This is a genomic window from Moorena sp. SIO3I8, from assembly GCF_010692325.1.
Classification (GTDB): Bacteria; Cyanobacteriota; Cyanobacteriia; order Cyanobacteriales; family Coleofasciculaceae; genus Moorena.
Window position 1 is genome coordinate 11,009 of record NZ_JAAHHW010000061.1, and the last position, 22,553, is coordinate 33,561.

Genomic DNA, 22,553 nt, shown 5'->3' on the forward strand with positions numbered 1-22,553 from the left:
TTCAGAGGGACTCTGAATTTTACTCCCGCTTCTTTACCGAAATTTTCATGTACTTAAACAAAACTAAACTCAGCAATGATTGGCGTGGTGTGGTGATTTACCCGAGCCGCAATGTGGATAAAGGAGCAACTCAACAATATCTTGAATTACTCGATTCCCCAAGGGTATCTCGGATTTATCTCGATGAATTAGCCGAGACCTCTGCAACATCGGTGGGTATAGCTACAGTACAGCTAATTGTCACCAAGGAAGATACTGCAATCGCACAAGCTCAAGACTTGATTCAACGAACCACTGAGGAGATAGACAATGAACCACAAAAGCGAGAACTTCTACAATTAATAGAGACCATACTAGTGTATAAGTTACCCAAACTCAGTCGCACGGAGATAGAAGCAATGTTTAGCTTAAGTGATTTACGGCAAACTAAAGTTTATCAGGAGGCTTTAGCCGAAGGTAGGCTTGAAGGCATACAAGAAGGCAGACTTGAAGGTATACAAGCAGGGAGACTTGAAGGTGAAATTCAAGGCAAATTAAAGTCCATACCTCGGTTGTTAGCGTTGGGGTTAACCGTAGAACAAGTTGCCCAAGCTTTAGAATTAGAGGTTGAACTTGTGAAACAGGTGCTCGAGCAGTCAACGGATCCCTAAAACAACAAGCATCCCATAGAAAAATCGCATTCCCTAGGCTAGGTGGGCAAATAATGAGAGTTTGGCAATTTCCTCAGCAGTCATGTCCATTTGCCCACCCTACAAGATCCCTATCCTAAATTCCCGATTACCAATTCTTAATTCTCAATTCTCAATTCTCAATTCTTAATTCTCCATTCTTAATTCTCCATTCCCGATTCCCGATTCCCGATTCCCGATTCCCGATTCCCGATTACCTATTACTTAGAAAAAGGCGAAAGGGCAAAGAAGATTCCACGCCTAGGAACAAACTACCCGGAAACCGAGGTCGAATTTCCTGCTGCTGTCACCAGGATTTTTGCCGTAGCGATTTGCACAGCTACAGTCCTTAGGATTGCGGTACCAAGATCCGCCACGCAGCAATCGATAAGACTTATAATTATCAATCCAGGGAATGCCGTCTACAGGGGCACCATCATAGTTGTCATGCCAAGTATCTTCACACCATTCCCATACATTACCGATCATATCATACAATTCCCAGTTATTCGGGGTTTTTTCTTTTACTGCTGGATGAGTTTTGGAATCAGAATTACCACTGTACCAAGCATACTCTCCCAGTTTTGACTCGTCGTCGCCATAGTAATATCTAGTTGTCGTACCTGCTCGACAGGCATATTCCCATTCCGCCTCACTGGGCAAACGGAATTTTCGACCCTGGAGTTGACCCTTAAATTTTTTATTGAGTCGCGCACAAAATTCTTGACAATCATTCCATGATACCTTTTCAACGGGTAGGTTATCGCCTTTAAAGTAAGATGGCTTGGGTTGAAGCGTAGCTTTGACTTTGTTGTAATCAGCAACGGCCTGCCACTGCTGCTGAGTTACTGGAAATTGTCCCATCCAGAACCCTGATACATTTACCAAATGCTGGGGGCCTTCGTCATCACTGCGCCTAAATTCACTAATAGGGGAACCCATCAAGAACATACCTCCTGGGATGTATGCCATTTCCAAAATGACTCCTTGAGCTAACTTAAAGGATTCTATTTTTATGTCATATAATTTTGGCTCATATAAAAGCTTTATGATGTAGGCTTTGAGGCTATCGTCTAACCCTTGCACTTTATTGTCTACATAGTTTTTCACTGCCAGTTGCGTGGGGACTACTACCAGGGAGGATTCTCTGGATTGGCCGATGGTGTCACTAAATTGCGCTACTTGTACGCCCTGCCCCAGTTGCAGACTGCCATTGAGCTGTGTAGCACCCTCTACCGTCAGCGTCTCACTGACTTGGAGCTTTTTAGTTTCAAACGACTCTCTGGCGCTAGCTTTTACCCCTTGGACTTGGTGTTCTACATAGGTTTTCACTGCCAGTTGCGTGGGGACAGCTTGATTCGAGTTGTCTGCCAAGGTAATATCGCTGGAAAATTCATTGACCGCTTCTCCTAATTCTAGTTTCAGGTTTCCCTTGACTTCCAGTTTAGCGGTGGGAGTGTCTGTGCCAATTCCTACGTTGCCCTTAACGTTCAGGGCTTCTGCAATGGTTAGAGGTCCCTGGAAGCTTGTTGCTTTTTGTTTTATGTCTTTAAGAGTATTCCCCAAACGGTCAATTTCACCCATGGCGGCATTCCAATCTGCCGAAAGGATCAAATCTCCAGGATTTTTCTGTTTTGGTTCAAAGCCGTTGGTCATTGCTGCTCCCTAAGCTTTCTAATTCTCACTAAAATAAAATTTCCCACACAAGAGTTAACTTAAATTTATCGCTCTTGGTAATTACAGGAAAAATCACTCGATTATACATGATTCCCTTGCCTTTTTCTAGGCTATTGAACAAACCCGCCTCAGTCAACTCAACTGGCTGTTTATCAGGTTCCCCAAAATCTAGGTCTACAGACAACATAATTTTACACTTTTTACTGTCACCGTCTCCAGTCTCGATTAAATCTTTGGACTCAAACGGTTTAAGTTCTTTCCGAAACACCTCCTGTCCCAATTGAGTATCCGTAGCTGGAGCAACTTTGGTGCTGCCGCCAGTCCCTAATGCGATGTAGCGGATCGGATCAATGGTTTGATTAGTAAATAACTTGGCAACTAATTCCCGCCCTGTGTAAACAATCGAGTTGTCAGCTTTAACTTCCTGCACCAGCTGAGCTTGAGGATTATATTTTTGGATAGTCAACCTACCTTTCATTTCGAGGGTTTCGGCAATTTTCATAGAATTAAGAATCGGGAATCGGGAATCGGGAATCGGGAATCGGGAATCGGGAATCGGGAATCGGGAATCGGGAATCGGGAATCGGGAAGTTAGAAGTTATAAATTAGAAGTTAGAAGTTAGAAGTTAGAAGTTATAAATTAGAAGTTAAAAGTTAGAAGTTAAAAGTTAGAAGTTAGAAGTTAGAAGTTAGAAGTTAGAAGTTAGAAGTTAAAAGTTAAAAGTTAAAACTTGGCATTCACCCTCCCGACTCCCGACTCCCGACTCCCGACTCCCGACTCCCGACTCCCGACTCCCGACTCCCGACTCCCTTTCTTCAACCAAAACGATTCCCGCTATCAAAGCCCGTATAGTCAAATACTCCACAAGTAAGCAGGTTATCAGACATTTCGTGGACTACTCCCTCTGGATAGGGAACCTGAAGACTACTAATAGTCAAGGTATCTTCGGCAAGATGTTCTTCCAGAAAAGGAGAACGCTCGACTCCCAACCGTGCTACCATCTCGTGAGTTTCCTGAAAGCGCTTTTCATAGGTAATCATCCCCAGAACACCAGCGGCTTTAACCTTGTCAATAATTCCAGCAATTTGATGGCGAGGATGGTCCCCTGCTTGCTGAAACTTATCAGTAAAGCCGGGAATATCCCAAGGAATTTTTACCTCAAACACCCCTGGGGTGAGTTTGTAGAATCTCATTTCCAGAGAGACGGCGGGTTGACTCAAGGCAAAGGTGGTTTCACCAAAGCGCTGTTGGTCAAATCGGGCCAGGGGAACCCCATCAGCTAACTGGGCTTCCAGCCGCCAGCGAGAGGTTTGGGTTGGTAGTTGGGGCGTTCCTTCTGTTGCATAAGGTTTACCGTTGACTTCAACAGTATTCTCTCGAAAGGACAATACATCGGATGCCCTCGCTTCTCCTTGGTAAGTAACCGATTCTTCAGTATCGCACCTAACAACTCGCAAATTGTATAATACCACAGGCAGACTTGGCTGAACTGCCAGGAAAATTTCGATTTTCTCAGGCTGCGGGTTGGGGTTATATACCTCAAATTCTGCCCCAAGTCTCAGCACGTAGGAATGTTCTGGCTGATTATGAGGATGCAACTGAGTCAGCCGAGGCATGAACTCTTTAATTTCAATGGTTTCCTTAGCAGCTTGAGCTGCGGGAGAATCTCCTAAAATTCCCAAGTTGGCTGCCACCAAATCAATAATCCCTTGCTTGGTAGCTGCTCCTTGACGGAGGATTTGAATCAAACCTTTGAGTCGCTCTCGGTAAGGAGCATAACTCTTGGCAATCTCATTGGGATAGGCTGCTTCTAGCAATTGCCGATTCTGGATAATCAGATCAGCTCCCTGGGGAGGGGTTTCTGGTCGGGGTTGGTCGGTGTCTTGGTAAGTTTTTTGGTATAGTGAAGGGTCTTCAAGACAAAGATTGAGTCCCTTAATTAACCCCTGTTCTACCTCCGCCAGAGTGGGAATAGGGCTAGGGCTGATATACTCTGGATAGGCAGCGTCTAACAACAAGCGATTGAGACGTTGTCGGTCTTCCCCGATTGGTTGTTGTGCCAGCAGTTGCTGAGCGGCTTTGCCAAGTTTCAGGGTTTGGAAGTATCGCTTATTTTTCCCATAGAGGGAGGGATTAACCAGCTGTTGGTTGAGTGTTTGCACCAGTCCCTGCTGTAGGGGGTCAGGAAGCGGGGGGAAACCGTCATAGTGATTCAGCAGTTCCAGGGTTTCTGGGGGCAAGTGAATCTTGAGATAATGACTGAGTGGATCGGTATCAACGGTAGCAACCAACAGCTTAATGGCCAGACCGGGCAGATCCCTGAAAGACTCTAGGTTAAATTGAGCCTGGGAAACCTGATAGCGCTCCAGAAGGGTCTTGGTATCGTGATCAAGTTGCGATCGCAAATACTCAGACAGTTCATCCCTGCCTTCATGAAGTTTCTTGGCCAAGTTACTGACATTTTTAAGACTCCCTGGACTAAACTGGTGACTAACCTGTACCAGTTGAGAGGTGCCCCCTAAAGCTTCTAGGTAGAGAGCAAAAAGTTGATCTAAATCTCCCTTTTTGTTAGCAATAAAGCCTTGAGACCCTTCATTGTCAGCGGTATCCACATGATGGGAACGCATCACAGCGAGCAAGTCGGTTTCCCCTTGCTCTAGCAAGACGCCAAAGACATCAATAAATTGGTAGAGCAAACTCTCAACATTGGCTCCGTCATAGAAGTGAGGAAACCGATTGCTGATGCTGGTGGTTTTGCCGCGTTTTTCCATTACCTATTACCTATTACCTACTCAAAGTCCCCCTTTCTAAGAGGATATCTGAAAAGTTTTTTGATACTGAATTTTGCCCCCCTAGCCCCCCAATTCTGGGGGGAAGAAGCATCCAATTAGCTGGGAAAAGTCCCCCTTGCTAAGGGGGATTTAGGGGGATCCCCACCTCATGGGATAGAGAATTGCTACATTACTTATCTTCAATCACAATTTCCAAAGTAGACGGCACTTGTAACTGAATCTCAGCCCGTTCTACAATCGCAATGGGAATATTGTCCTGATAGGAGCTACCCTTGGCTCTGAGTTCAAGCTGATCAATCGTGTAGCTAGAATCTCCGAGAAAGCTTCGGAGTGCTTCCATTAACTTCTCCTGATTTTCCTTTGAAACTTGGCCATTGCTGATGAAAATCTTAAGGATTTCCTTGGCCAGATTGCCTGCATTAGTCCTGATATCTACCAGCAGCAGAGTTTTCAATTGGTTATAATCCAGATTTTCTCCCACTGCTAGTTTGGGTAACTGCTCCAGAGAGGGAATCACAATACTTGTAACTGCAGCTTTCATGGCACTCTTAAGTTGTGCTGGGTCAACAGTTTCGGGAACTGCAACCGCCGGAGTTAGCCTTAAATTCAAAGTAGCGATCGCAACCTCAACAACCTAGATATCGCTGGTAATGATAAACTTATCAGCATCACCTAACTGAGTTTTTTCAAATTTGTTTACCTGAATTTGCTTCTGGTCTCGGTCAATTCTATCCTCAGCATCTTCCCCATTAATAAACCGAAAATCCTCCAGTTTCCAATTAATATCTAGCACTGATTCTACGGTTTTTGCTTGCTTAACCAGCTGCTCAAGTTGAATATTTTCTTCTGGTTGGAGTTGCTCAAAATAAGCACTAACCTGCTCCTCAACCTGTTGGTAAATGTGCTGCTTCTCTTGTTGGGTAACTGTAACCGGTAGGATTAACTTCAATGCTCCAGTAATGGTGAGTAATCTCTCATAGAGAAATACCGAACTGAGCTGAGCCTGCTCCACAAACGTGACCTTAACGGTTTCGCCATCAAAGGGAATCCCTGGTTGCCAGAAGGAGGGAATTAACTTGATTGCTTCGATGGTGGTGATTGTTTCAATTCTTGCCTTAATCTCACTTTTAACCACTTCCTGGGATGGTTTGAAGTCAGCAAAATATTGTTTTAGCGCTGTTTCAATTGCCTGTTGTTTCTGGTCATCTAGTGCTTGAGCCTTAATTTGTAAGGCTACAAGCAGGGGTTTGATTTCTGAGGCAACGCGAACCGAGTGGGGGGTGAACTTTTCTAAGATATCTACTTCTAGCCGTTTCACTGGCGTTTCGGAGGATTTATAGTGCTGGGTAGACAGTTCAGTGCCTTCTGAATTACGAATACTGGTCGTGAGGGTAAAATCAACTAAATCATTGACACCGTTGCAGCCTAGTATCTTCCTCGTGAGTTGAGAGATCAGCAGGGGTTGACCCATTTTCTGGTCTTTGAGATGGGAGATAATTGTCTGCTGGACCTGTTCTTCCAACTGTAGCCGTTCCTCTGGAGACAGTTTCAGTTCTGGTTGGAGTTCAAGTTGGAATACCCCATCAACGTTCACTGCTGTCGCCGGTTTAAGTAATGGGTAGATTCCCGCTGCCTTAACTCGGTCAATTTCCTGTTTGAGCTGACTAACTTTCTCAAGATCTGTAAAATCAATGCCATCAACGAATATTTCAATAATGCCAAAGTCTTGCCGTGAAATAGGCCGCTCATTGCTAACCGTAAGAGTTACCCTATCAACCACTAACTCTTTCCAAGTTGCATTAGCCTGAGCTTCCCCAGCTGCTCCAGGAATACCAGCCTCTACCTCCACCTCCACTGCTGGATTTTGACCTGCTGAGAGGATTACCTCTTGAGTGGTGTGATAGTCTTTAGTTTTTGTGTCTGAGACTTGGAGTGTTATAGTTGTCCCTTTGGGAACCTTAAGCTCTTCAGTAAGGGACTCACGATGAGTAACCATTACCTTGCCCCTAGGGAAGTGGAAGTTTTCTCTAACTTGCACTTCCCTCACCCCAGGTAAACTCAACAGAGCATTCCGGATGGAAGTAGTATTACCGCCACTGGTCGCCAACAAGGTTTGCTTGGCTCGTTGGCGCAGTTGTTCGTCACTCTCCTGTAGTTTACCGGTAAATCCCAGGGTTTCTTGATTATTAACTGACTTCACCCCCACTACCGGCTGAGGCATCACCACAATGGTTTCAGCTTCAGTTTCCTCTGTTTTACCCCGTCGTAGAGCCTGGACTCTCACCTGGGCAGTGGTTTGGTCTTTGGAAATCTTGCCTTCTTCAATGGTCTTGTAGGCTTTTTTGGGAGACTCCTGGGTATCTTCCGTAGTTACTAGTGTACCTTTGGGAATAAAAATATCTTCATCAATGCCCAGATCTCGCGTAAAGGTAACTTTTCCGGTAGCATAGTCCGGTTCTCCCCGCTTAATGCCTAAAATGGCAACAACTTTGTCAAGGTCAATGCCTTCGGCGGTATCCACAAAACCAGAGAGATATACCCGTTGCATCTGCTCGTAGAGGACGGCGAGTTCCCAAGCAAAAGATTCGTATAGAGTGCGCACCACACTGCCTTCTTGAAAATCTGTTAGTGTGGGAGGAGTGCGACTCTGCATCGCCTCGAACAGTTGAGCAAAGCCTTTTTTCTCAAAAACCATCAAATTACCCTCCAGGTACGGAGAAGCTCAGGGTCAAGGGTGTTTCCTGGCCTACAGCTTTAAGGACTAAAGTTGCTACGAGTGTATAACGTTGCTGACGAGAGGGAGGCTCAAAATCTATGGCCTTGATTTCTTCTATCCGAGGTTCTTGAGCTAGACACTCACGGATATAGAGATTAGCAAGGGAGCGAAGACGATTATTATTTTGTTCACCCACTAACAGGTGGAGCCGTGACCCATAATTGGGATGTCCCAAAGCCGCCAGCTCCCCTTTACGGGTGTAAAGGCGATTGAGAATTGCCTGAGCCAAATTATCTAAACCTGTCGCTGTGGCCAAGTCACGATTGACACTTTGAAGGTCTACGAATTGTCGCTCAGAAATGAATTGTCCGCTGTGGCGGCGAGTGAATAATAAATCTTTTTCCATTTGGTGATGGGGAATGGGGAATGGGGAATCGGTAATCGGGAATCGGGAATCGGGAATCGGGAATCGGGAATCGGGAATCGGGAATCGGGAATCGGGAATCGGGAATCGGGAATCGGGAATCGGGAATCGGGAATCGGGAATCGGGAATCGGGAATCGGGAATGGCTGATGGCTGATGGCTGATGGCTGATGGTTGATGGGGAATGGGGAATTTTGCGATCGCACTAAACTGATTTGACAAACAAGCTTGTAGGGTGGGCAAAAACATTTTGATTCACATGAGTATTCTAGATAAGATAACTTTGTTCACCCTACTTTAATTTGTATTTTTTTGACTGCTCTCAATTTACGCTGAAACTCAGGAGTAAGTTGCACCTCAACTAACGGAGCGTCAGTCAATATCAATTCCCTCCCAGATTTGAGAAATGGGTAGGGTTTGTCCAGTCACAGCTTGCTGCCAAGATTTGCGAAAGCTTTCTGCTGAAAAGTCAGTATTATCGCCTTCTGGTATAGTTTGAATTTCTAGGGCATGGTTCTTTTGAATAATTGTGGATAGTATTTTGAGTAGTTCAAGCTGCTCTACTAATGAAAGCGACTGAGCAATGTTGACCGCTTCTTGAAGCTGTGATTTCATTAATCTCCTCTATTTCTAATTATATTGTCTACAGTAAAATAATAGAATATTCTTTACCCATTCCCGATTCCCGATTCCCGATTCCCTATTACCCATTACCCATTACCCATTACCCATTACCCATTACCCATTACCCATTACCTATTACCTATTACCCATCACCCATTCCCGATTCCCGATTCCCGATTCCCGATTCCCGATTCCCTAAATTGGTAACTCCTTACCGGCAACCGTCAAGCCTTCAGTTACCTCCAAATTGCCGTTAATTTTAAGAGTTTTTGATGGATTGAGAGGGGACAATTCGATATCACCTTGATCAGAAATATTAAGGCGTAAAATTTCCTCTCCCTTCATCGTGATCACCAACCCCGCCTTTGCCTCTGAGACATCCAACACCAGCTCATCCTTAATCGTGATTCCCTTCTCAGCCACCAGGGGTCCGGTTGCCGTTACGTTGTTATTCGTTTCTAGGGAAATACCATCCTCTTGATGTAAACAAATTAGAGCATGACCAGGACTTTTTTCACCATTCTTTTTACCATGAGGACATTGCTCATCTGTGCCCTCACACCAACCATTTTCATCAGGTTCCTCAATGGGGCTAGGCATATCATAAGGACAGACGAAAATTTTGAGGTAAACAGGATGGTCTCCTTTTAGATCTTGAATTGAGCCATTTAAAAATTTATAATCGCTATTTGCCCCTTTGATTCTAACCATTACCCCACCTTGGTATTTCTCGCCTTGGCCTGAATTGAATTAATCTTCTCTGTTGGCACCATCACCGGACAGGGAGCGCCGAGGTTACCCACATGGGTGTGGGTACTCAGAATAATATCGTCACTATCACCAACCGCATTAGCCGGTAACCGTCCACCAACTTGTACAGAAGCCGTACTTGCATCCCCAATCTTGATCGAACCTACACTTTTGACGGTGACATTAGAGCTAGCTGCATCAATGGTGATGCCCCCACTTTCAACTTTAATCTTGCAGGTGCCGTTATCAATAGTGATATTACCACCAGATAAAGCCACGGTACATTTTTCGTTTTTCAGGGTAGCATCTCCTCCTTCCAGGGTGACATGGCACTTTTCGTTGGTGAGATCAATTTTTTCATCATCGACAGTAATCACCTGTTTCTCATTTTTACTAGTAATAGTAACTACCCCCTCCTGATCAATTTTCAAACTACCCCCGTCTTTCGGGTTATTTTGTAGGTAGAATTCCTTTTCCTTGTTGACAGGGGGTTGGTCTTGGTCATTGTAGAGCCGACCAATAATCACAGGAGCATTGAGATTACCCCCAATAAAGGTAACCAACACCAAATCCCCAACATTGGGAATATTAACCAGTCCTAAATGGGGGGTTGCTACTGGCACTTTGCGCAATTCAAAGTCTTTGCCGTCTGGCTGTTTCTTGTTCTTTAACTTGACTGAACATTGGTAGTTGTCCTTGTCACTCTCAGAGGTATGGGGAAACACCGCTGTCACAATCCCCAACTCAGTAGTGTAAACTTTACGTGCTTCCTGCCGAGCAACCTTCTGCATTACTCCAACAATCGAGTCTGTCACACTTCCTCCCAATCAATTACAGTACAAAAACCACTACGGCGATTGAGACGGTGGCTCACTCCCGTGACTTTGAAGCTACCATTCAGGGTAGCCATCGGCATTTTTGACACCTTGATCTCATCTCCTAGCTTGACATTAGCATTACCTAGCACCTTAATTTCACCCCGTTGCTTCTGGCGCTGCTTAGCCAAAACCGCCTCAGCCATTTTCTGAGCAACTGCCTGGGTACGAGCTGTGGGGTCAGTCAGTCGTAGAGTCGTAAAACCAGAACCGGAACCAGCAGTACCCTTAACCTCTTTTTTCGTAAGCCAAGAGTAAGCCTGTTCTCCTTGTCCTTGACTGCTGGGACTTTCCCCGTAAATTTCTACCTGCTCAACCCCAGGATGGGGTTGCTCCAATTCCAAGGCCAGAATGTCTTCCCCATATTTGAATTGATGGGTACTGGCAGGGTTATATTTGGCAAATACAGCTTTGTCTTGGGTGTTGGCATAGAAATCAAAGCCACATTGTTGTGCTAAGGTCTCGAGCTCGTCATAGGCTGACCTCAACTCTCCCACCCCATAGACCGAAAATTTCAGACCATTCTCCACTTGCCCCACCTTCACCTTGCCCAACTTGAGAATATCTTTGACAATATCTCCAGCATTTGGTTTTTCGTAAACCCGATTTAACCGAGCTGCGGTCAAACTCCCAAAAGTGCTGGCAGCCTCAATCCTGACACGGTCAATGCTCCAGTCTACCCTACTAACCTTACCGGTAAAGACTAACGTTTGCTTATTCTCATAGCCCAATTCCACCGATACCAGCTCTTCTGGACTGATAGTTAAACCCTGTGGTAACCCTAGAACAAGACAGCAGGTATTAACCGGAATAGTTAAAGAACTATGCGATCGCAACTCAATGAGCTGCGTTTGTTGCCCAGCGTTACAGACAACGCTACCAATTTTAATGGTGTAAGCAATTTTTAACATCAGGAGAATTTAGAATTTGGAATTTAGAATTTAGAATGGGGGATGGGGAATCGGGAATCGGGAATCGGGAATCGGGAATTGGGAAAATTAGCGATCAAGATAAACTTGATATAGCACTACCCTCCCAATCACCTATTACCTATTACCCATTACCTATTCCCTATTCCCTATTCCCTAACTAAACCGGCAAAGCATTCAACAAGCGATCAAAAGAATCAGCCACATCCTCCAAACCAATATCCAGTTCACTTTTTAGCTGCTCAAGCCGTTGCCGCAGTGCTAAAAAAAGCTTATTAATAGCTCCTCGCAATTTTTCGGTCTTTTGCACTACTTTTTGCTGATACTGGCTATCTAGAGCATCACCTACTGCCTGAGGAATGTCTCTTAATAGTTGGATTATATTTCCATGTAACTGGTCTAGTTCATCAACAATGTTTTGAGGATAAATCTCTTTGAGCTTGTCTTTTAAATAAGGGAAAATTGATTCCATATTCATCACAATCAGGTCTTGGGTATAACTCGCTTCGATTAACAAACGGTTAAAGTGAACCAGATCACTTTTATAGTCACCTAAACTTAAAACTTTAACCTCGGTAGTCAAGGTTACTCCCTCAAACCGTTGCTTATTGTAGAAGTCTTCCTGGAGCAGCAGGTTATTCAACTCTCGAATCACCGCTTGTTTAGTTCCTTCTGTCTTCGCCTTTAGCAACAATTTAGTAGTCTCAGAAAGCTTACTATTGATGTACTTAGAAACGTTATCCTCGGGTTGAGCAAGTTTTTGGATTAAACTATCAATATCTTTAAAGTCACTCTCATCAAAGGAATTCAGCAGTAGCTTCGGCCTCAGAGACTTTAAGGTTTCCAAAGTTGTTGTATATGTCCCTTCGATTGCTTTTACTACCTCATTAGTCAGACTGTCAATGGCATTCTTAACCCCATTAATTGCCTGACGAATTTGGTCTCCTAGCGTCTGAGCAACCTGGCTGAGAATCTCCACTAATCGTTTCGGAGCATCCTCGATAATTTTGATCACATTGCCAATGTCACCAAGAACAGTACGAGGCTGCTCTAGTAATTTGTCCAAAGCTTGGAGAATTTCCCGCAGAGGATTGACAATCTGTCGGTTGAGTTCATCGGGAATAACTTGCTTGAAGTTAGCCATTACCTGCTGAGGAGAAGTGCGGTTGGCACTTTCTTGCAAGCGATCGCGTTGGCTCTCATTCCCCTGGAGTCTAGTGGTGTCTGTAACGATAGTATTGACTTGTTCGAGAACCTCTTGGGGGGAAGTTGCAGTAAAGTTTTGATAAAGGTTTTCCAAGCGTTTTCGCAAATCTTCATAATCTACAGCAATTTCTGCTGGTAGAGTTGGCAAGCTGGCTGCTGGTGGTGCTGGTAGAGTTGCTACCACCTGCTGATAAGCTGTAACTTGTCCGGCAACGCCATCGGTTGCTAGATCATCGGGAGTCTGGGTGTAAGTTGCGATCGCGTTTTGGAGTTCCTGCAATTGCTGTGTCAAACCCTGCTCATCAACTGCATTCACCTTGGTCACGATCCCATCTCGGATTTTCTCAACCTCTTGAATTTTTTCGGCAAAACTGAAGCTCAATATCTCCTGCAAAGTGTTCCAAAAATCTGACTTGAGGACATCTGACAACCCGATATTCGCCATCAGCTTATCTACTTGACTCAAACCATCCGTCACTTTGCCCACAAGCTTCTCGACAGGTAAATTATCTAGCTGGGTTTTGACAGTTGCCAGCTGCTGATTCAGGAAATCTGTTATCGTTTTGGGAGATAAGGACTCAATTACCCCTAACAACTTTTCGTATAATTCTTCTAACAAATCCAACAATTGCTTGGGATTAATCACTTCTAGTTTTTCAATGATATCATTATAAAAGTTTTTAACTGGTTGAAGAAGTATAGAAGGCTTGTACTCATTTAATTTATTGATCACAGGAGTAAGATAGGGCTCGAGAAAATCAACCACCAGAGTACCAGGTTGTAAAGATTCAATTTTGTCGTTAATTTTATTAAATTCCCCTTCGATTAAAGCCACAATATTGTCTAAGGGAGCTAAAATCTCATCAAAGGCAGCTTTCAACTCAGGGTTAACGACACCCGGAACATCCACCGCTTTAATTACCTCTGTTCCCACTTTTAGTGCGGTTTTAACCGGGGTACTAAGGGTAGAGACATCAACCGCTTTTAACTCCTTCTCCAAGTCATTGCTTTTGGTTACCACCACTTGAAACGCTGGTTTAAGGGACACTTCTTTGAGATTTTCAGTAATTGTCCTCATACCATCTTCAGCTTGTTTTAGGGTATCGTTAATCTGAGGACTGTCCAAAATGGCAGTAACTTTGTCAAACAGCTGATTGATTTTATGGTCTAACTGCTCTCGGTTGAGCTGGGTTTTAATTTGAGTATTAACACTTTCAATTGACGTTTTTATGTGGTCAGTTTGCTGTTCGAGGTTTTTAGAAAATTCATCAACTTTACCAACAATAGTTGTGGAGGCTTCATTACATACTTTTTTAAATGGTTTAACTAATTCTTGGGACTTACCATAAGTATTTTTAAGAAACTCTTTAACCTTTTGAATAATTTCTTCAAGATAGCTTTTGACTTTATTTAACAGCTCTTCTCCCTGCTGAATTTTGTCGGTAATAGCTTTGGTGACTTTAGTAGCAATCTCCTCAACCTGACTAATTGCTTGTTCAATAACCTTTGGTATTTTATGGGCAAACTCCCTGAGTTTATCGGTAATAGTTCCAACTTTAGCTGTCAGAGTCTCAATATAAGTCTTGATATTATTAAAGAAAGGAACTAAAACTCCTGTAGTAGCACCACCTCCTGCACTACTAATTAATTCCTCTAAAGCAGTTTGTAAATTTGTGATATTAAAGTTTTTTAAATTTGCCAGAGCTGTATCTGTGCTAGCATCAATGCTCTCAAATTCTCTAGCAATCGCTCTAGTTCTTTTTATCAGTTCTTTAAATTGCTCTTTTTTTAGGGAAGTAGGGTCTTTTAGGGAATCCAGCAGTTTGTTATATTCTGCTATTAATTCAATTCGCCGCTTAATATTACTTTCAATGCGGCTAATAGCCTTGGAAGGAAGTTGTTCTGCTAAGGAGTTAATCTGTTCCTTAAAAATTTCGGTGAGGGCTTGTGACTCAAATTTTTTCAGTAATTCATCTGGATCTGACAATTTATCGAGTAATTTTTTTAGTCCTTTGAATAAAACATCCAAGGTGCGAACAGGTAGCATCCCTGCCTTGGTGACAAATTCTTCAAATTCCCCAAAGATAGTTGGTGTGCCTGTAGGCAATTCTCCGATACTGAAACTACCTATCAAGTCTTGAGTTAAAGAGGAAATCGTATCTTTAATTTCATCAGCAATCTTCAAATCTCCGAAATCAGCTGCCTTGGGTAAGGGAATGGCTGCGGTAAGGCTGTCGAAGTTAAGTTCTGTGAGTTGGTCGATTTTTCCGGATAATTCTGCTTTCAGTTCCCCAGCAGATAAAGGCACCTGGGCAATTATCTTCTTTACATTTGTAAAATCGACCTGAGGAAGCTGCTCTTCTATTTTATGCTGATAATTACCAACATCAGGAAGACCATTTTGAGCCAGTTGAGCAACAGTACTTTCCGCTTGAGTACATTGATTTTGAGCATCAGCAAATGCTACTTTAGGATTAATGTCTTTGAATTGCTCGACAATAGAGAGTGCCATAATCTTGAGTATGATTAACTTAATCTTGTGTGTAAAAGCTGGTTTCAAGCTAAAAACGGCAACTTAAATCCCAAAAATAGCTTTTAATCCTTCTGTTACTTTATCTAAATCTTTTGTGGCTTCTTGTACGGGTTCTAAAGCTCTTTTTAACGGTTCAAATGGGTTAGTAATTTCCGGAATAGTACCCAGTTGTAGAGCATCAGGAAGAGTGGCAACATCCATCAGATTCTTCGCCTTAACCTGAATCGAATCGTCTACCTTAGCAACACCTGCAAACCCTTGACTACTAGGAGGATCAGTATACTCAGCAATGGTCAAAGTATAGCTGAACTGCTCTGGCTCCTTAGCTAATTGAAACACCTCAAATCGTTCCACAATAACCTGGCCAAAGTAGCTTCTGCCAACAATTTCGGCAATAAAATCCACAGGTTTCCGCTGTTTGTAAATTTGTCGCAGTTTCTCCAAGTCCTTACTTGCTTGAGAACCGTAAAAGATACCACTAATCCCTAAGAATACTGAATCCCGTCCCAAGTCCTGCACAAGGTTTCCTGCCATACCAGGAACACGATGGGAGATCAAATTCGCTTGCTCTAGGGTGACCAGCCGATGCACCCGGTTTAGCTTAATTCCTCCTAACTCAATAGCCATGATTAGCTGCTCCCATAAAATCTACGGTATTCGCGACTGACTTTGCGAGCGATCGCGTCCATAATCTCATCTAAGTCCATTTCTGGTGTACCGTTGCGGCTGATCATCTCTGTTTCAACCTCTGTTTCTAGCTTGCTGGGATCGGAAGAATGGGTAATGGGTAATGGCTGATGGGTAATAGGTAATGGCTGATGGGTAATAGGTAATGGGTAATGGGTAATGGCTGATGGCTGTTCGCGCAGCGTGCGCGTAGCGCATAGGCTGATGGCTGTTCGCGCAGCGTGCGCGTAGCGCATAGGCTGATGGCTGATGGCTGTTCGCGCAGCGTGCGCGTAGCGCATAGGCTGATGGCTGATAGCTGTTCGCGCAGCGTGCGCGTAGCGCATAGGCTGATGGCTGATCGCTGATGGGTCACTGGAAGTTTGAAAAGCCTGGGGTGGGGTAACATCAATATCCGCACCCGAGGGAAACCTCTGTAAGCTTTCGGGACTCGCACCACTAATTTCTTCACCACTCCCATAGTCATCAATCAGTTGATCGGGAGTTGCATGTGTAAATAGTAATTGATTTCCGTTATCCTCCAAGTCCTCCGGATCTACTAGGTTTGAGTGCAACGTGGGATCAGAGGCACTAACCAGATTAGGCTTTGCTAAATCTAGCTGTTCCTGGGAAGCTAATAATTCGGCCAGTTCTTTCAAACCCTGAACATTACTGGAATGCTTTGGTAAGACTGCTTCATTCCTCTCCAGAGTCGGTTTTTTAGATCGAGGTTGGGTTGAGGGAACAACGGAGGAAGAAGGGGAGAGTTTTTCATCTAGGGTCAGCTCTTGTACAGGAGTAATTGTGGGCAGCTTCTGCCCTCTGCCCTCTACCTTCTGCCTTCTTGTAGCCCCTGATTCCACCCTAGACAATTGTACATCCCCTGAAGTAACAAAAACTTCGCTATTATTCCCCTGGCTTACCTGATCTCCACCGACTGGTGTTGACCAACTATCCTCCATAGTTGGATTAGGAGTTGGGTGTTGCTCAATTGAAGTATGCATGGGCGATGGTCTGGTTTTGGAAAAGCCCCCATTATCCCCCGAGCGAGCAATCCCTCGCTCGGGGGACTTTGAGTATGGCTCCCCCCTTATTAAGGGGGGCTGGGGGGGATCATAATCTTGCGGAAAACTTTGAAAACAAGCCCTAGGGGTGGCGCAATCATACCCAGAATCAGCATCAAAAGGAGTGGCTAAACCTTTTGGGATAAACCCTGAAGTCAGCCAGGTCTCCAAAGCTGTGAATTCCTCACCTAGCTGCCCAACCTGAGATACAACTTCCTCTAAACAGCGGAGTTCCGAGCAATCCTCACTCGTCAAATAATTCCCAGCTAACCCCCCTGCGGTGTATTCACCAATCAAGGCTTGAAACTCACTACGTAGGGCTTCCCCAAGAGCGACGAGAGCGTTATTGATATTAGGAAAGCTTTCCCCAGGAATCACCATCACTAATTTCCTCATCTAACAGTTGTAAATAGATCGAGACTTGCCCCATGGTCATTGCTTGCACTTGTTGGGGAGTCCAGCCAAATGCACGGGCTAAACGGTAGCTGGCTTGTACCAATGGGGAAGCACTCAAGCCATTTACGTTTTTTTTTCGGTCAGCCCACTGATTTGTCTAATTTGAGCGATCAAAAAGTTAACCAACCCCAGATGCATCTTTTTGACTTGTTCTAAGGAAAGCGCTGGCTTTACCAGTGATTCCTTGATCATCAACAAGGGAATTAAGCTTGGATCATTTTTCCCTGCTTTCATAATTAGCCCAAACGTACCAATAGTCAAAGGACGTAGCTGCACAACCACATCAGCCTCTGACTGCTCATTGCTTTGAGTAGGTTGCAAGATATGTGGAGGCACTACAACATTAAAGATAACGGTAGAACCAGCTAGGAGTTCTTCTGGTGTTGGTTCCATTTGAGCATTCAATTCATTAGTTATTTGTCATTGGTCAACCCTTTTCCTCTGCACTAATTCGTAAAGCCCTAAAACTAACTCCTTCCATCACAAAATCATCTTCAGGTAATTGAAAACTCCAGCTTTCAAACTTAACACCAAACACAGTAAGGGTACTACTTTGGTCAGGAAATGCTGGATTTTTCAGGGCAATAACGATATTAAAGGAAGGTTGAGGAATTGCTGCAATTGGCGGAGGACTTGTTGCTCCATCACCCAGCAGCAGCCGAATTAACGCCCCATTAACATGAGCTCGTTGCACGAAGCCAGAAACATTGATATTTCCTGGACGCAACTCCGTTGGGAAACGCTTACCAATTTCGTGGTAAGGTCGTAACTCATTTTCTACCTTCACCGTTACGTTCTGTAAGCGGCCAACTATACTCGAAAATTCATACTCACCAATTAAACTATCTGCAAGTTTACCTTCTACTGACTCACTGTCATCGACAGCTAGAACTAACGAGGCATCAGAACCGCGAAAGACATTAACATTGGGCATACTAGTCTCCTAACTATTTCCGAAATTTAAGGATTTTCATCCTTCGTTGTGAGGGCAGCTGATGGTGCCTGACTGTCTTTTTTTATTGGAGATACATCGTCACCTGGATAAAGTCGATGCTAAAGGTTGGCATTAGAGTCATGGTAACCATCACCTTCCCTTCTTTTTCTTGAGCGCGGGTTGCTGATACATCAAGTTGATAACTTACCAAGGCTTCATTATCTACCATGCGCGTCAAGAAAGCATTCAAGGTAGCTTTCATGGCTCCCCGCACTCGTTCATTATTCAACTTACCGATATAGGGATTGCAACTGCTACGAACTCCGTAGATTGCATAGTCTACAATCCGTCTGGTAGTGATTTGCTTCCAGGCTCGATCATCAGTGGTTATTCCTTTAACGATGCGAAATCCAGCCCGTTTTTCTACTGTTAAAACACCCTTTGTGACCAGTTTTTCCAGTTGTGTACTGTTAAATTCCGTAGTTAGACCTTCAATGGTTAGGGTTTTGTTAGTGGGACTGGTTTGTACAGGCAACGAAGAAAGCATCCCAGCCACAGCAGCAGCTAGGTAACTACCGGGTAGCTTGTTTTGTTTGCCTTGAGATGAAACCAAAATTCCCGGTGCTGTAAAAATGATGCGGTCATTATTGAGGGTGTGGCTAGTAATATCCTCTAACTTATCTGTACCGCTGCTAAAGCCACTACCAATGATGCCAATGCGCTCTCGCTTGATTCCTGCTGTCGTCTTTAGGTGTCCGTCTAGAGCGGTTAACATCGCTGTTTTGCTAACATCTTGCCCAGCTAGTAACACAATGTTAACGATTTCATTCTCTAGGAGAGCTAAACTTCTTGTGTAATCGTCAGTGCTAGCATCAGCACCATTTTTGCCTTCTTTAACATTAGCTGTCCGCACGGCATAAACTGTTTGCCCTCCATTTTGATAAATCAGCTCTAGAGCACGAATTAATGTAAGTTCATTTTTAGTCCCGTCTTGCCACTCGTCACTTTTCCCAAAAATTTCCTTAGCTTCAGACAAGCTACCGAGCAATTGCACCTGGTCTACAAGTCCTTTTTCCGCTGTGCCAACAATTCCAATGTTGCCTGTAACTACCCCGCCAGGACTAATTAACCCCTGATCACGCACCTCAATGTAAGTGCCTGGTAAAACCATCGTCTGAGTCATGAAAACCTCCACAGGAATTCAACGATCATACTAATTATCCTGCGCACTTTAAAATTTTACTAGTGCATCACTACCATCGGATTCCAGAAGATAATTGCCCTGAAAAATTAGTTAAACTTTGTACCGGGTCTGAAATAGCCTATAATTAGGAGGTTTGTCCAGGGCAAAACCATCTAATTTTTGTAGACAAATGACTAAAATTATGTACTGAGGATTTAACAGGAGGATCGCTGTCTAAATAAGAAGTAGCGATCGCCATGGTAGTTTAACTTAACGATAATTCCTGTTATAGCAATTCTCTATGCCATGAGGTACAAAGGGATCCCCCGTTGGTCCCCCTTATCAAGGGGGACTTTTAGGTTTAAAAGCGTACCTCATAAATCCTAGAAACGCTATAGAATTATTTGCTCTGATCAGATCCTGATATCCTATTTCCCCTAAAGCCCTTATGTGCCCAGATGTTTCTATCCCTCAACCAGACCTCAGTAGCAATGGTTCAAACGTCCAAACCATGACTAATGTCAGGGAGTCAGTCTCACCACTGGTAAACTCAATTCCGCCATTGTTAGGAGCTTCTATAGTAGAGTTAACCAGCTGGATACAACAACAGGGACAACCAGCTTATCGAGGACGTCAGTTACACGGATGGATTTATCAAAAAGGAGTGCGATCGCTTTCTCAAATTTCTGTCTTTCCTAAACAGTGGCGTAACACCCTCGCCGATGTCCCCATTGGTCGGTCAACGTTACACTACCGCTTAGAAGCAAAGGATGGTACGGTAAAATACCTGCTCCAGTTATCAGATGGTCAAATTATTGAAACTGTGGGTATTCCCACACCAAAGCGTCTGACCGTTTGTGTGTCTTCCCAGGTCGGTTGTCCCATGGCTTGTGACTTCTGTGCTACTGGTAAAGGCGGATTCACTCGCAATCTGGCTCGCCATGAAATTGTCGATCAGGTTTTAACAGTAAGAGAAGATTTTCAACAACGAGTCAGCAATGTGGTGTTTATGGGTATGGGAGAACCCTTGCTGAATACCGAAGCTGTGGTAGGTGCAGTCAAGTCTCTTAATCAGGACCTGGGGATTGGAGCGCGATCGCTTACTATCTCAACAGTTGGTATTCCCGGTCGTATCCGCCAACTCGCTCAGCATCAACTACAAGTCACCCTTGCCGTCAGTCTACATGCCTCAAATCAGCAGCTACGGGAGCAACTGATTCCTAGTGCCAAGCACTATCCTCTCAAAGCACTATTAGATGAATGTCGAGACTATGTAAACTTAACAAGTCGCCGAGTGACGTTTGAATATATCCTTTTGGGTGGACTGAATGACTCTCAAAAACATGCTGTTGAGTTGGCTAAGAACCTGAGGGGGTTTCAGAGTCATGTCAATTTGATTCCCTATAACCCCATTAGTGAGGTAGATTACCAGCGCCCTAGTTACCGCAGGATTCAAGCCTTTGTTGAAGCTCTTAAGCAGCAACACATTGCTGTCAGTGTACGCCATTCCCGTGGTCTTGACAAAGACGCCGCTTGTGGACAACTTAGAGCATCTAGGAGTACTTAGAAGTAATGTTTTCGGTCATGTTTTAAAGGTTGCTTAGGTAGGATGGAGGCGAACAAAATATAAGCGATGCAGCGCGGTCTTGGGGGAAACCCCCACTCGCTATTGCATCAAGAAGGGACGTTTTACTTACCCTTCTGTTAAAAACCTACCCTTATGAGTTCGCCCCCTCACCCCCTCATTGCTTAAGCACTAGGAGCATAGATGCCAGGGGCATAAGCCTCAACCACCCTGCCAGTGCGAGAGCAGCTAATCATTAAATAATCACAGACGGGGCATTGAGTCTGGGTTAGGTGAGTGTTTTGACAATAAATCTTTTGAGCACTACTGCCACAATTAGGACAGTAAACGTTCTGTGTTATCTGCATGTTAAACCTTGTTTTATTCAGTCAGTTATTAAAAAATGACTGCCTCTAACAAGCACCGACCCTGGTTCAACCATCTACTAGTACCGCTTTGGTAAATTCAAAATGAATTATTCAAAATTCAGATCCCGGTGCGCTTTCCGTAGGCGAATTAAATTCGCCACGGGTCGCACCGCAAGCTGATGATGTAAGCTTTTCGTTGGTTTTGAATGGTAGCTTTACTTTATTTGTGCTGTCTTGTACTAGTTAGATATAACCACTCAACTGATTAATCTGGAGGCAGCAATCGTTAATCTTTCCTTAACTATTGTATTTAAGTCTTATTTTTTTGGGAATTAATTTAACAATACTTAGCAATAGTGTTTACATATTTTAATATTCCGCACAAATTGGCACTCCAAGACTAGGTGATTTTTATTAAAAATAAGCTTCTATCCTATTGATCCCTAATTGATCCCTGATTATTTGCTGTAATTTTTTATACAAATACTTGATAATATCTACCGTAGACAAAACTAGTTTTATCACAAAATATGTGAGATATGATACCGTACTCGGTTGATTACTTATCATAATCATATCTGAGATCGGGTAATTGGATCGGGTAATTGGTCATTGGTAGTTGACGATTCTCGATCCATCTGTTAAATGGGTTAACCAATCCGTTGCCCCATCTTCAATAGCAGACACTAGCGTAAGCATATGCGCTACAGATGGTGCTACTTGAGGTGCCGTCAGCTTAAAATAAACCTCGTTCGCGTAGCATGCCCATCGCGCAAACAGGATAATTTAATAGTTCGAGATTAATCAGAATTGAAAGTCTGGGGATTTGCGAACAGCTTTGTGGCACAGGCTTCGACGCTGTGACCCATCGCGCATAAGCTGATACGCGACACGCTGATAGCTGAATGCTTACACACTAGCAATCGCCCTATTGCTGGAAATTAGAGATGTCCGGACGGGATGGTTTGATGAAAAGTAAGAGTGTTATAGCACTACGCATTAAGCTTAGGACATTCCTAAACTCAGCAAACTTAGTCATAGCTTACTTCTGACTTCTGACTTCTAACTTCTGACTTGCGCGTAGCGCTATATAAGGGGATAGCTTGGTAAAATTTGGGCAGTA

24 protein-coding genes are annotated in these 22,553 nt (G+C 43.9%); 6 read left to right on the forward strand and 18 right to left on the reverse strand.

Translation table 11 applies throughout. The annotated features are described in order from the left end of the window. Window positions 1–650, forward strand: a 650-nt coding sequence (locus F6K51_RS21535) for an Rpn family recombination-promoting nuclease/putative transposase (protein ID WP_293023970.1), incomplete at its 5' end; no start/stop codon positions are given. A gap of 279 nt (window positions 651–929) precedes the next feature. Here F6K51_RS21535 and F6K51_RS21540 read toward each other — a convergent pair. Both F6K51_RS21540 and F6K51_RS21545 read right to left on the reverse strand, forming a co-directional pair. Then, window positions 930–2,324 (reverse strand): formylglycine-generating enzyme family protein, encoded by a 1,395-nt coding sequence (locus F6K51_RS21540; protein WP_293023973.1) that lies wholly within the window; start codon window positions 2,322–2,324, stop codon window positions 930–932. Window positions 2,325–2,352: 28 nt separating this feature from the next. Beyond that, window positions 2,353–2,811: a hypothetical protein gene (locus F6K51_RS21545; RefSeq protein WP_293023976.1), complete on the reverse strand. Its 459-nt coding sequence runs from the start codon at window positions 2,809–2,811 to the stop codon at window positions 2,353–2,355. On the opposite strand from F6K51_RS21545, the gene F6K51_RS21550 reads away from it, so the two are divergent. Next, complete coding sequence (locus F6K51_RS21550; RefSeq protein ID WP_293023979.1) at window positions 2,800–2,940, forward strand: hypothetical protein; 141 nt, start codon at window positions 2,800–2,802, stop codon at window positions 2,938–2,940. The genes F6K51_RS21545 and F6K51_RS21550 overlap by 12 nt on opposite strands. Window positions 2,941–3,076: 136 nt before the next feature. Further along, on the forward strand, window positions 3,077–3,217 hold the full coding sequence (locus F6K51_RS21555; protein WP_293023982.1) for a hypothetical protein: 141 nt from the start codon (window positions 3,077–3,079) through the stop codon (window positions 3,215–3,217). Here the strand turns inward: F6K51_RS21555 and F6K51_RS21560 are convergent. The 5 genes from F6K51_RS21560 to F6K51_RS21580 all read right to left on the reverse strand — a co-directional run bounded on the left by F6K51_RS21560 (window position 3,162) and on the right by F6K51_RS21580 (window position 8,893). After that, complete coding sequence (locus F6K51_RS21560) at window positions 3,162–5,117, reverse strand: hypothetical protein (RefSeq protein WP_293023985.1); 1,956 nt, start codon at window positions 5,115–5,117, stop codon at window positions 3,162–3,164. The genes F6K51_RS21555 and F6K51_RS21560 overlap by 56 nt on opposite strands. Before the next feature lie 190 nt (window positions 5,118–5,307). Continuing rightward, window positions 5,308–5,748, reverse strand: coding sequence for a hypothetical protein (locus F6K51_RS21565; RefSeq protein WP_143727623.1), 441 nt, complete (start codon window positions 5,746–5,748; stop codon window positions 5,308–5,310). A 24-nt stretch (window positions 5,749–5,772) separates the two neighbouring features. After that, the gene (locus F6K51_RS21570; RefSeq protein ID WP_293023989.1) at window positions 5,773–7,833 is read right to left on the reverse strand and encodes a baseplate J/gp47 family protein; all 2,061 of its coding nucleotides are present in this window, start codon (window positions 7,831–7,833) and stop codon (window positions 5,773–5,775) included. A gap of 4 nt (window positions 7,834–7,837) precedes the next feature. After that, complete coding sequence (locus tag F6K51_RS21575; RefSeq protein WP_293023992.1) at window positions 7,838–8,527, reverse strand: GPW/gp25 family protein; 690 nt, start codon at window positions 8,525–8,527, stop codon at window positions 7,838–7,840. A 123-nt stretch (window positions 8,528–8,650) separates the two neighbouring features. Then, window positions 8,651–8,893: a hypothetical protein gene (locus tag F6K51_RS21580; protein WP_293023995.1), complete on the reverse strand. Its 243-nt coding sequence runs from the start codon at window positions 8,891–8,893 to the stop codon at window positions 8,651–8,653. On the opposite strand from F6K51_RS21580, the gene F6K51_RS21585 reads away from it, so the two are divergent. Next, the gene (locus F6K51_RS21585) at window positions 8,884–9,159 is read left to right on the forward strand and encodes a hypothetical protein (protein WP_293023998.1); all 276 of its coding nucleotides are present in this window, start codon (window positions 8,884–8,886) and stop codon (window positions 9,157–9,159) included. The genes F6K51_RS21580 and F6K51_RS21585 overlap by 10 nt on opposite strands. Here F6K51_RS21585 and F6K51_RS21590 read toward each other — a convergent pair. From F6K51_RS21590 to F6K51_RS21600, 3 genes are read right to left on the reverse strand one after another with little or no spacing between them, the layout of a single operon-like run. Then, window positions 9,098–9,613 carry a hypothetical protein gene (locus tag F6K51_RS21590; RefSeq protein WP_293024002.1) on the reverse strand — a complete coding sequence of 172 codons (516 nt, stop codon included), beginning with the start codon at window positions 9,611–9,613 and terminating at the stop codon, window positions 9,098–9,100. The two genes, F6K51_RS21585 and F6K51_RS21590, sit on opposite strands and share 62 nt — an antisense overlap. Beyond that, entirely contained in the window at window positions 9,613–10,467 is an 855-nt protein-coding gene (locus F6K51_RS21595) for a phage baseplate assembly protein V (RefSeq protein ID WP_081431195.1), read from the reverse strand. Before F6K51_RS21595 ends, F6K51_RS21590 begins: the two co-directional genes overlap by 1 nt. Next, window positions 10,464–11,438, reverse strand: a complete 975-nt coding sequence (locus tag F6K51_RS21600) for a hypothetical protein (protein ID WP_075899932.1) — start codon at window positions 11,436–11,438, stop codon at window positions 10,464–10,466. The genes F6K51_RS21595 and F6K51_RS21600 overlap by 4 nt, the downstream gene beginning before the upstream one ends. 35 nt (window positions 11,439–11,473) lie before the next feature. Here F6K51_RS21600 and F6K51_RS21605 point away from each other — a divergent pair, with 35 nt between their 5' ends. Then, window positions 11,474–11,620: a hypothetical protein gene (locus tag F6K51_RS21605; protein WP_293024009.1), complete on the forward strand. Its 147-nt coding sequence runs from the start codon at window positions 11,474–11,476 to the stop codon at window positions 11,618–11,620. Here the strand turns inward: F6K51_RS21605 and F6K51_RS21610 are convergent. From F6K51_RS21610 to F6K51_RS21640, 7 genes are all read right to left on the reverse strand, one after another. Then, window positions 11,617–15,174 (reverse strand): hypothetical protein, encoded by a 3,558-nt coding sequence (locus F6K51_RS21610; protein WP_293024011.1) that lies wholly within the window; start codon window positions 15,172–15,174, stop codon window positions 11,617–11,619. The genes F6K51_RS21605 and F6K51_RS21610 overlap by 4 nt on opposite strands. Window positions 15,175–15,237: 63 nt before the next feature. Then, window positions 15,238–15,822 (reverse strand): DNA circularization N-terminal domain-containing protein, encoded by a 585-nt coding sequence (locus F6K51_RS21615; protein WP_075899928.1) that lies wholly within the window; start codon window positions 15,820–15,822, stop codon window positions 15,238–15,240. Between the two features lie 2 nt (window positions 15,823–15,824). Then, window positions 15,825–17,321: a hypothetical protein gene (locus F6K51_RS21620; RefSeq protein WP_293024013.1), complete on the reverse strand. Its 1,497-nt coding sequence runs from the start codon at window positions 17,319–17,321 to the stop codon at window positions 15,825–15,827. Next, a complete protein-coding gene (locus tag F6K51_RS21625) occupies window positions 17,278–17,439 on the reverse strand; it encodes a hypothetical protein (protein ID WP_293024015.1) in 162 nt (53 codons plus the stop codon). Before F6K51_RS21625 ends, F6K51_RS21620 begins: the two co-directional genes overlap by 44 nt. A gap of 5 nt (window positions 17,440–17,444) precedes the next feature. Beyond that, entirely contained in the window at window positions 17,445–17,774 is a 330-nt protein-coding gene (locus F6K51_RS21630; RefSeq protein WP_293024017.1) for a hypothetical protein, read from the reverse strand. A gap of 34 nt (window positions 17,775–17,808) precedes the next feature. After that, window positions 17,809–18,315: a hypothetical protein gene (locus F6K51_RS21635; protein WP_293024020.1), complete on the reverse strand. Its 507-nt coding sequence runs from the start codon at window positions 18,313–18,315 to the stop codon at window positions 17,809–17,811. Window positions 18,316–18,397: 82 nt separating this feature from the next. Next, window positions 18,398–19,498, reverse strand: coding sequence for a phage tail sheath C-terminal domain-containing protein (locus F6K51_RS21640; RefSeq protein WP_293024023.1), 1,101 nt, complete (start codon window positions 19,496–19,498; stop codon window positions 18,398–18,400). Window positions 19,499–20,009: 511 nt separating this feature from the next. Between F6K51_RS21640 and rlmN the strand changes: the two genes are divergently transcribed. Continuing rightward, the gene (gene rlmN / locus F6K51_RS21645; RefSeq protein WP_293024045.1) at window positions 20,010–21,065 is read left to right on the forward strand and encodes a 23S rRNA (adenine(2503)-C(2))-methyltransferase RlmN; all 1,056 of its coding nucleotides are present in this window, start codon (window positions 20,010–20,012) and stop codon (window positions 21,063–21,065) included. A gap of 182 nt (window positions 21,066–21,247) precedes the next feature. Here the strand turns inward: rlmN and F6K51_RS21650 are convergent, their stop codons facing one another. Further along, window positions 21,248–21,430, reverse strand: coding sequence for a replication restart DNA helicase PriA (locus tag F6K51_RS21650; RefSeq protein ID WP_293024026.1), 183 nt, complete (start codon window positions 21,428–21,430; stop codon window positions 21,248–21,250). Between the last annotated feature and the right edge of the window lie 1,123 nt (window positions 21,431–22,553).

Bases quoted from the DNA above. Each gene is read 5' to 3' on its own strand.
- F6K51_RS21540 (WP_293023973.1), bottom strand. From the start codon at position 2,324: ATGACCAACGGCTTTGAACCAAAACAGAAAAATCCTGGAGATTTGATC.
- F6K51_RS21560 (WP_293023985.1), bottom strand. From the start codon at position 5,117: ATGGAAAAACGCGGCAAAACCACCAGCATCAGCAATCGGTTTCCTCAC.
- F6K51_RS21570 (WP_293023989.1), bottom strand. From the start codon at position 7,833: ATGGTTTTTGAGAAAAAAGGCTTTGCTCAACTGTTCGAGGCGATGCAG.
- F6K51_RS21575 (WP_293023992.1), bottom strand. From the start codon at position 8,527: ATGTTTTTGCCCACCCTACAAGCTTGTTTGTCAAATCAGTTTAGTGCG.
- F6K51_RS21580 (WP_293023995.1), bottom strand. From the start codon at position 8,893: ATGAAATCACAGCTTCAAGAAGCGGTCAACATTGCTCAGTCGCTTTCA.
- F6K51_RS21590 (WP_293024002.1), bottom strand. From the start codon at position 9,613: ATGGTTAGAATCAAAGGGGCAAATAGCGATTATAAATTTTTAAATGGC.
- F6K51_RS21600 (WP_075899932.1), bottom strand. From the start codon at position 11,438: ATGTTAAAAATTGCTTACACCATTAAAATTGGTAGCGTTGTCTGTAAC.
- F6K51_RS21605 (WP_293024009.1), top strand. From the start codon at position 11,474: ATGGGGGATGGGGAATCGGGAATCGGGAATCGGGAATCGGGAATTGGG.
- F6K51_RS21610 (WP_293024011.1), bottom strand. From the start codon at position 15,174: ATGGCACTCTCTATTGTCGAGCAATTCAAAGACATTAATCCTAAAGTA.
- F6K51_RS21615 (WP_075899928.1), bottom strand. From the start codon at position 15,822: ATGGCTATTGAGTTAGGAGGAATTAAGCTAAACCGGGTGCATCGGCTG.
- F6K51_RS21620 (WP_293024013.1), bottom strand. From the start codon at position 17,321: ATGAGGAAATTAGTGATGGTGATTCCTGGGGAAAGCTTTCCTAATATC.
- F6K51_RS21630 (WP_293024017.1), bottom strand. From the start codon at position 17,774: ATGGAACCAACACCAGAAGAACTCCTAGCTGGTTCTACCGTTATCTTT.
- F6K51_RS21635 (WP_293024020.1), bottom strand. From the start codon at position 18,315: ATGCCCAATGTTAATGTCTTTCGCGGTTCTGATGCCTCGTTAGTTCTA.
- F6K51_RS21640 (WP_293024023.1), bottom strand. From the start codon at position 19,498: ATGACTCAGACGATGGTTTTACCAGGCACTTACATTGAGGTGCGTGAT.
- rlmN (WP_293024045.1), top strand. From the start codon at position 20,010: ATGACTAATGTCAGGGAGTCAGTCTCACCACTGGTAAACTCAATTCCG.
- F6K51_RS21650 (WP_293024026.1), bottom strand. From the start codon at position 21,430: ATGCAGATAACACAGAACGTTTACTGTCCTAATTGTGGCAGTAGTGCT.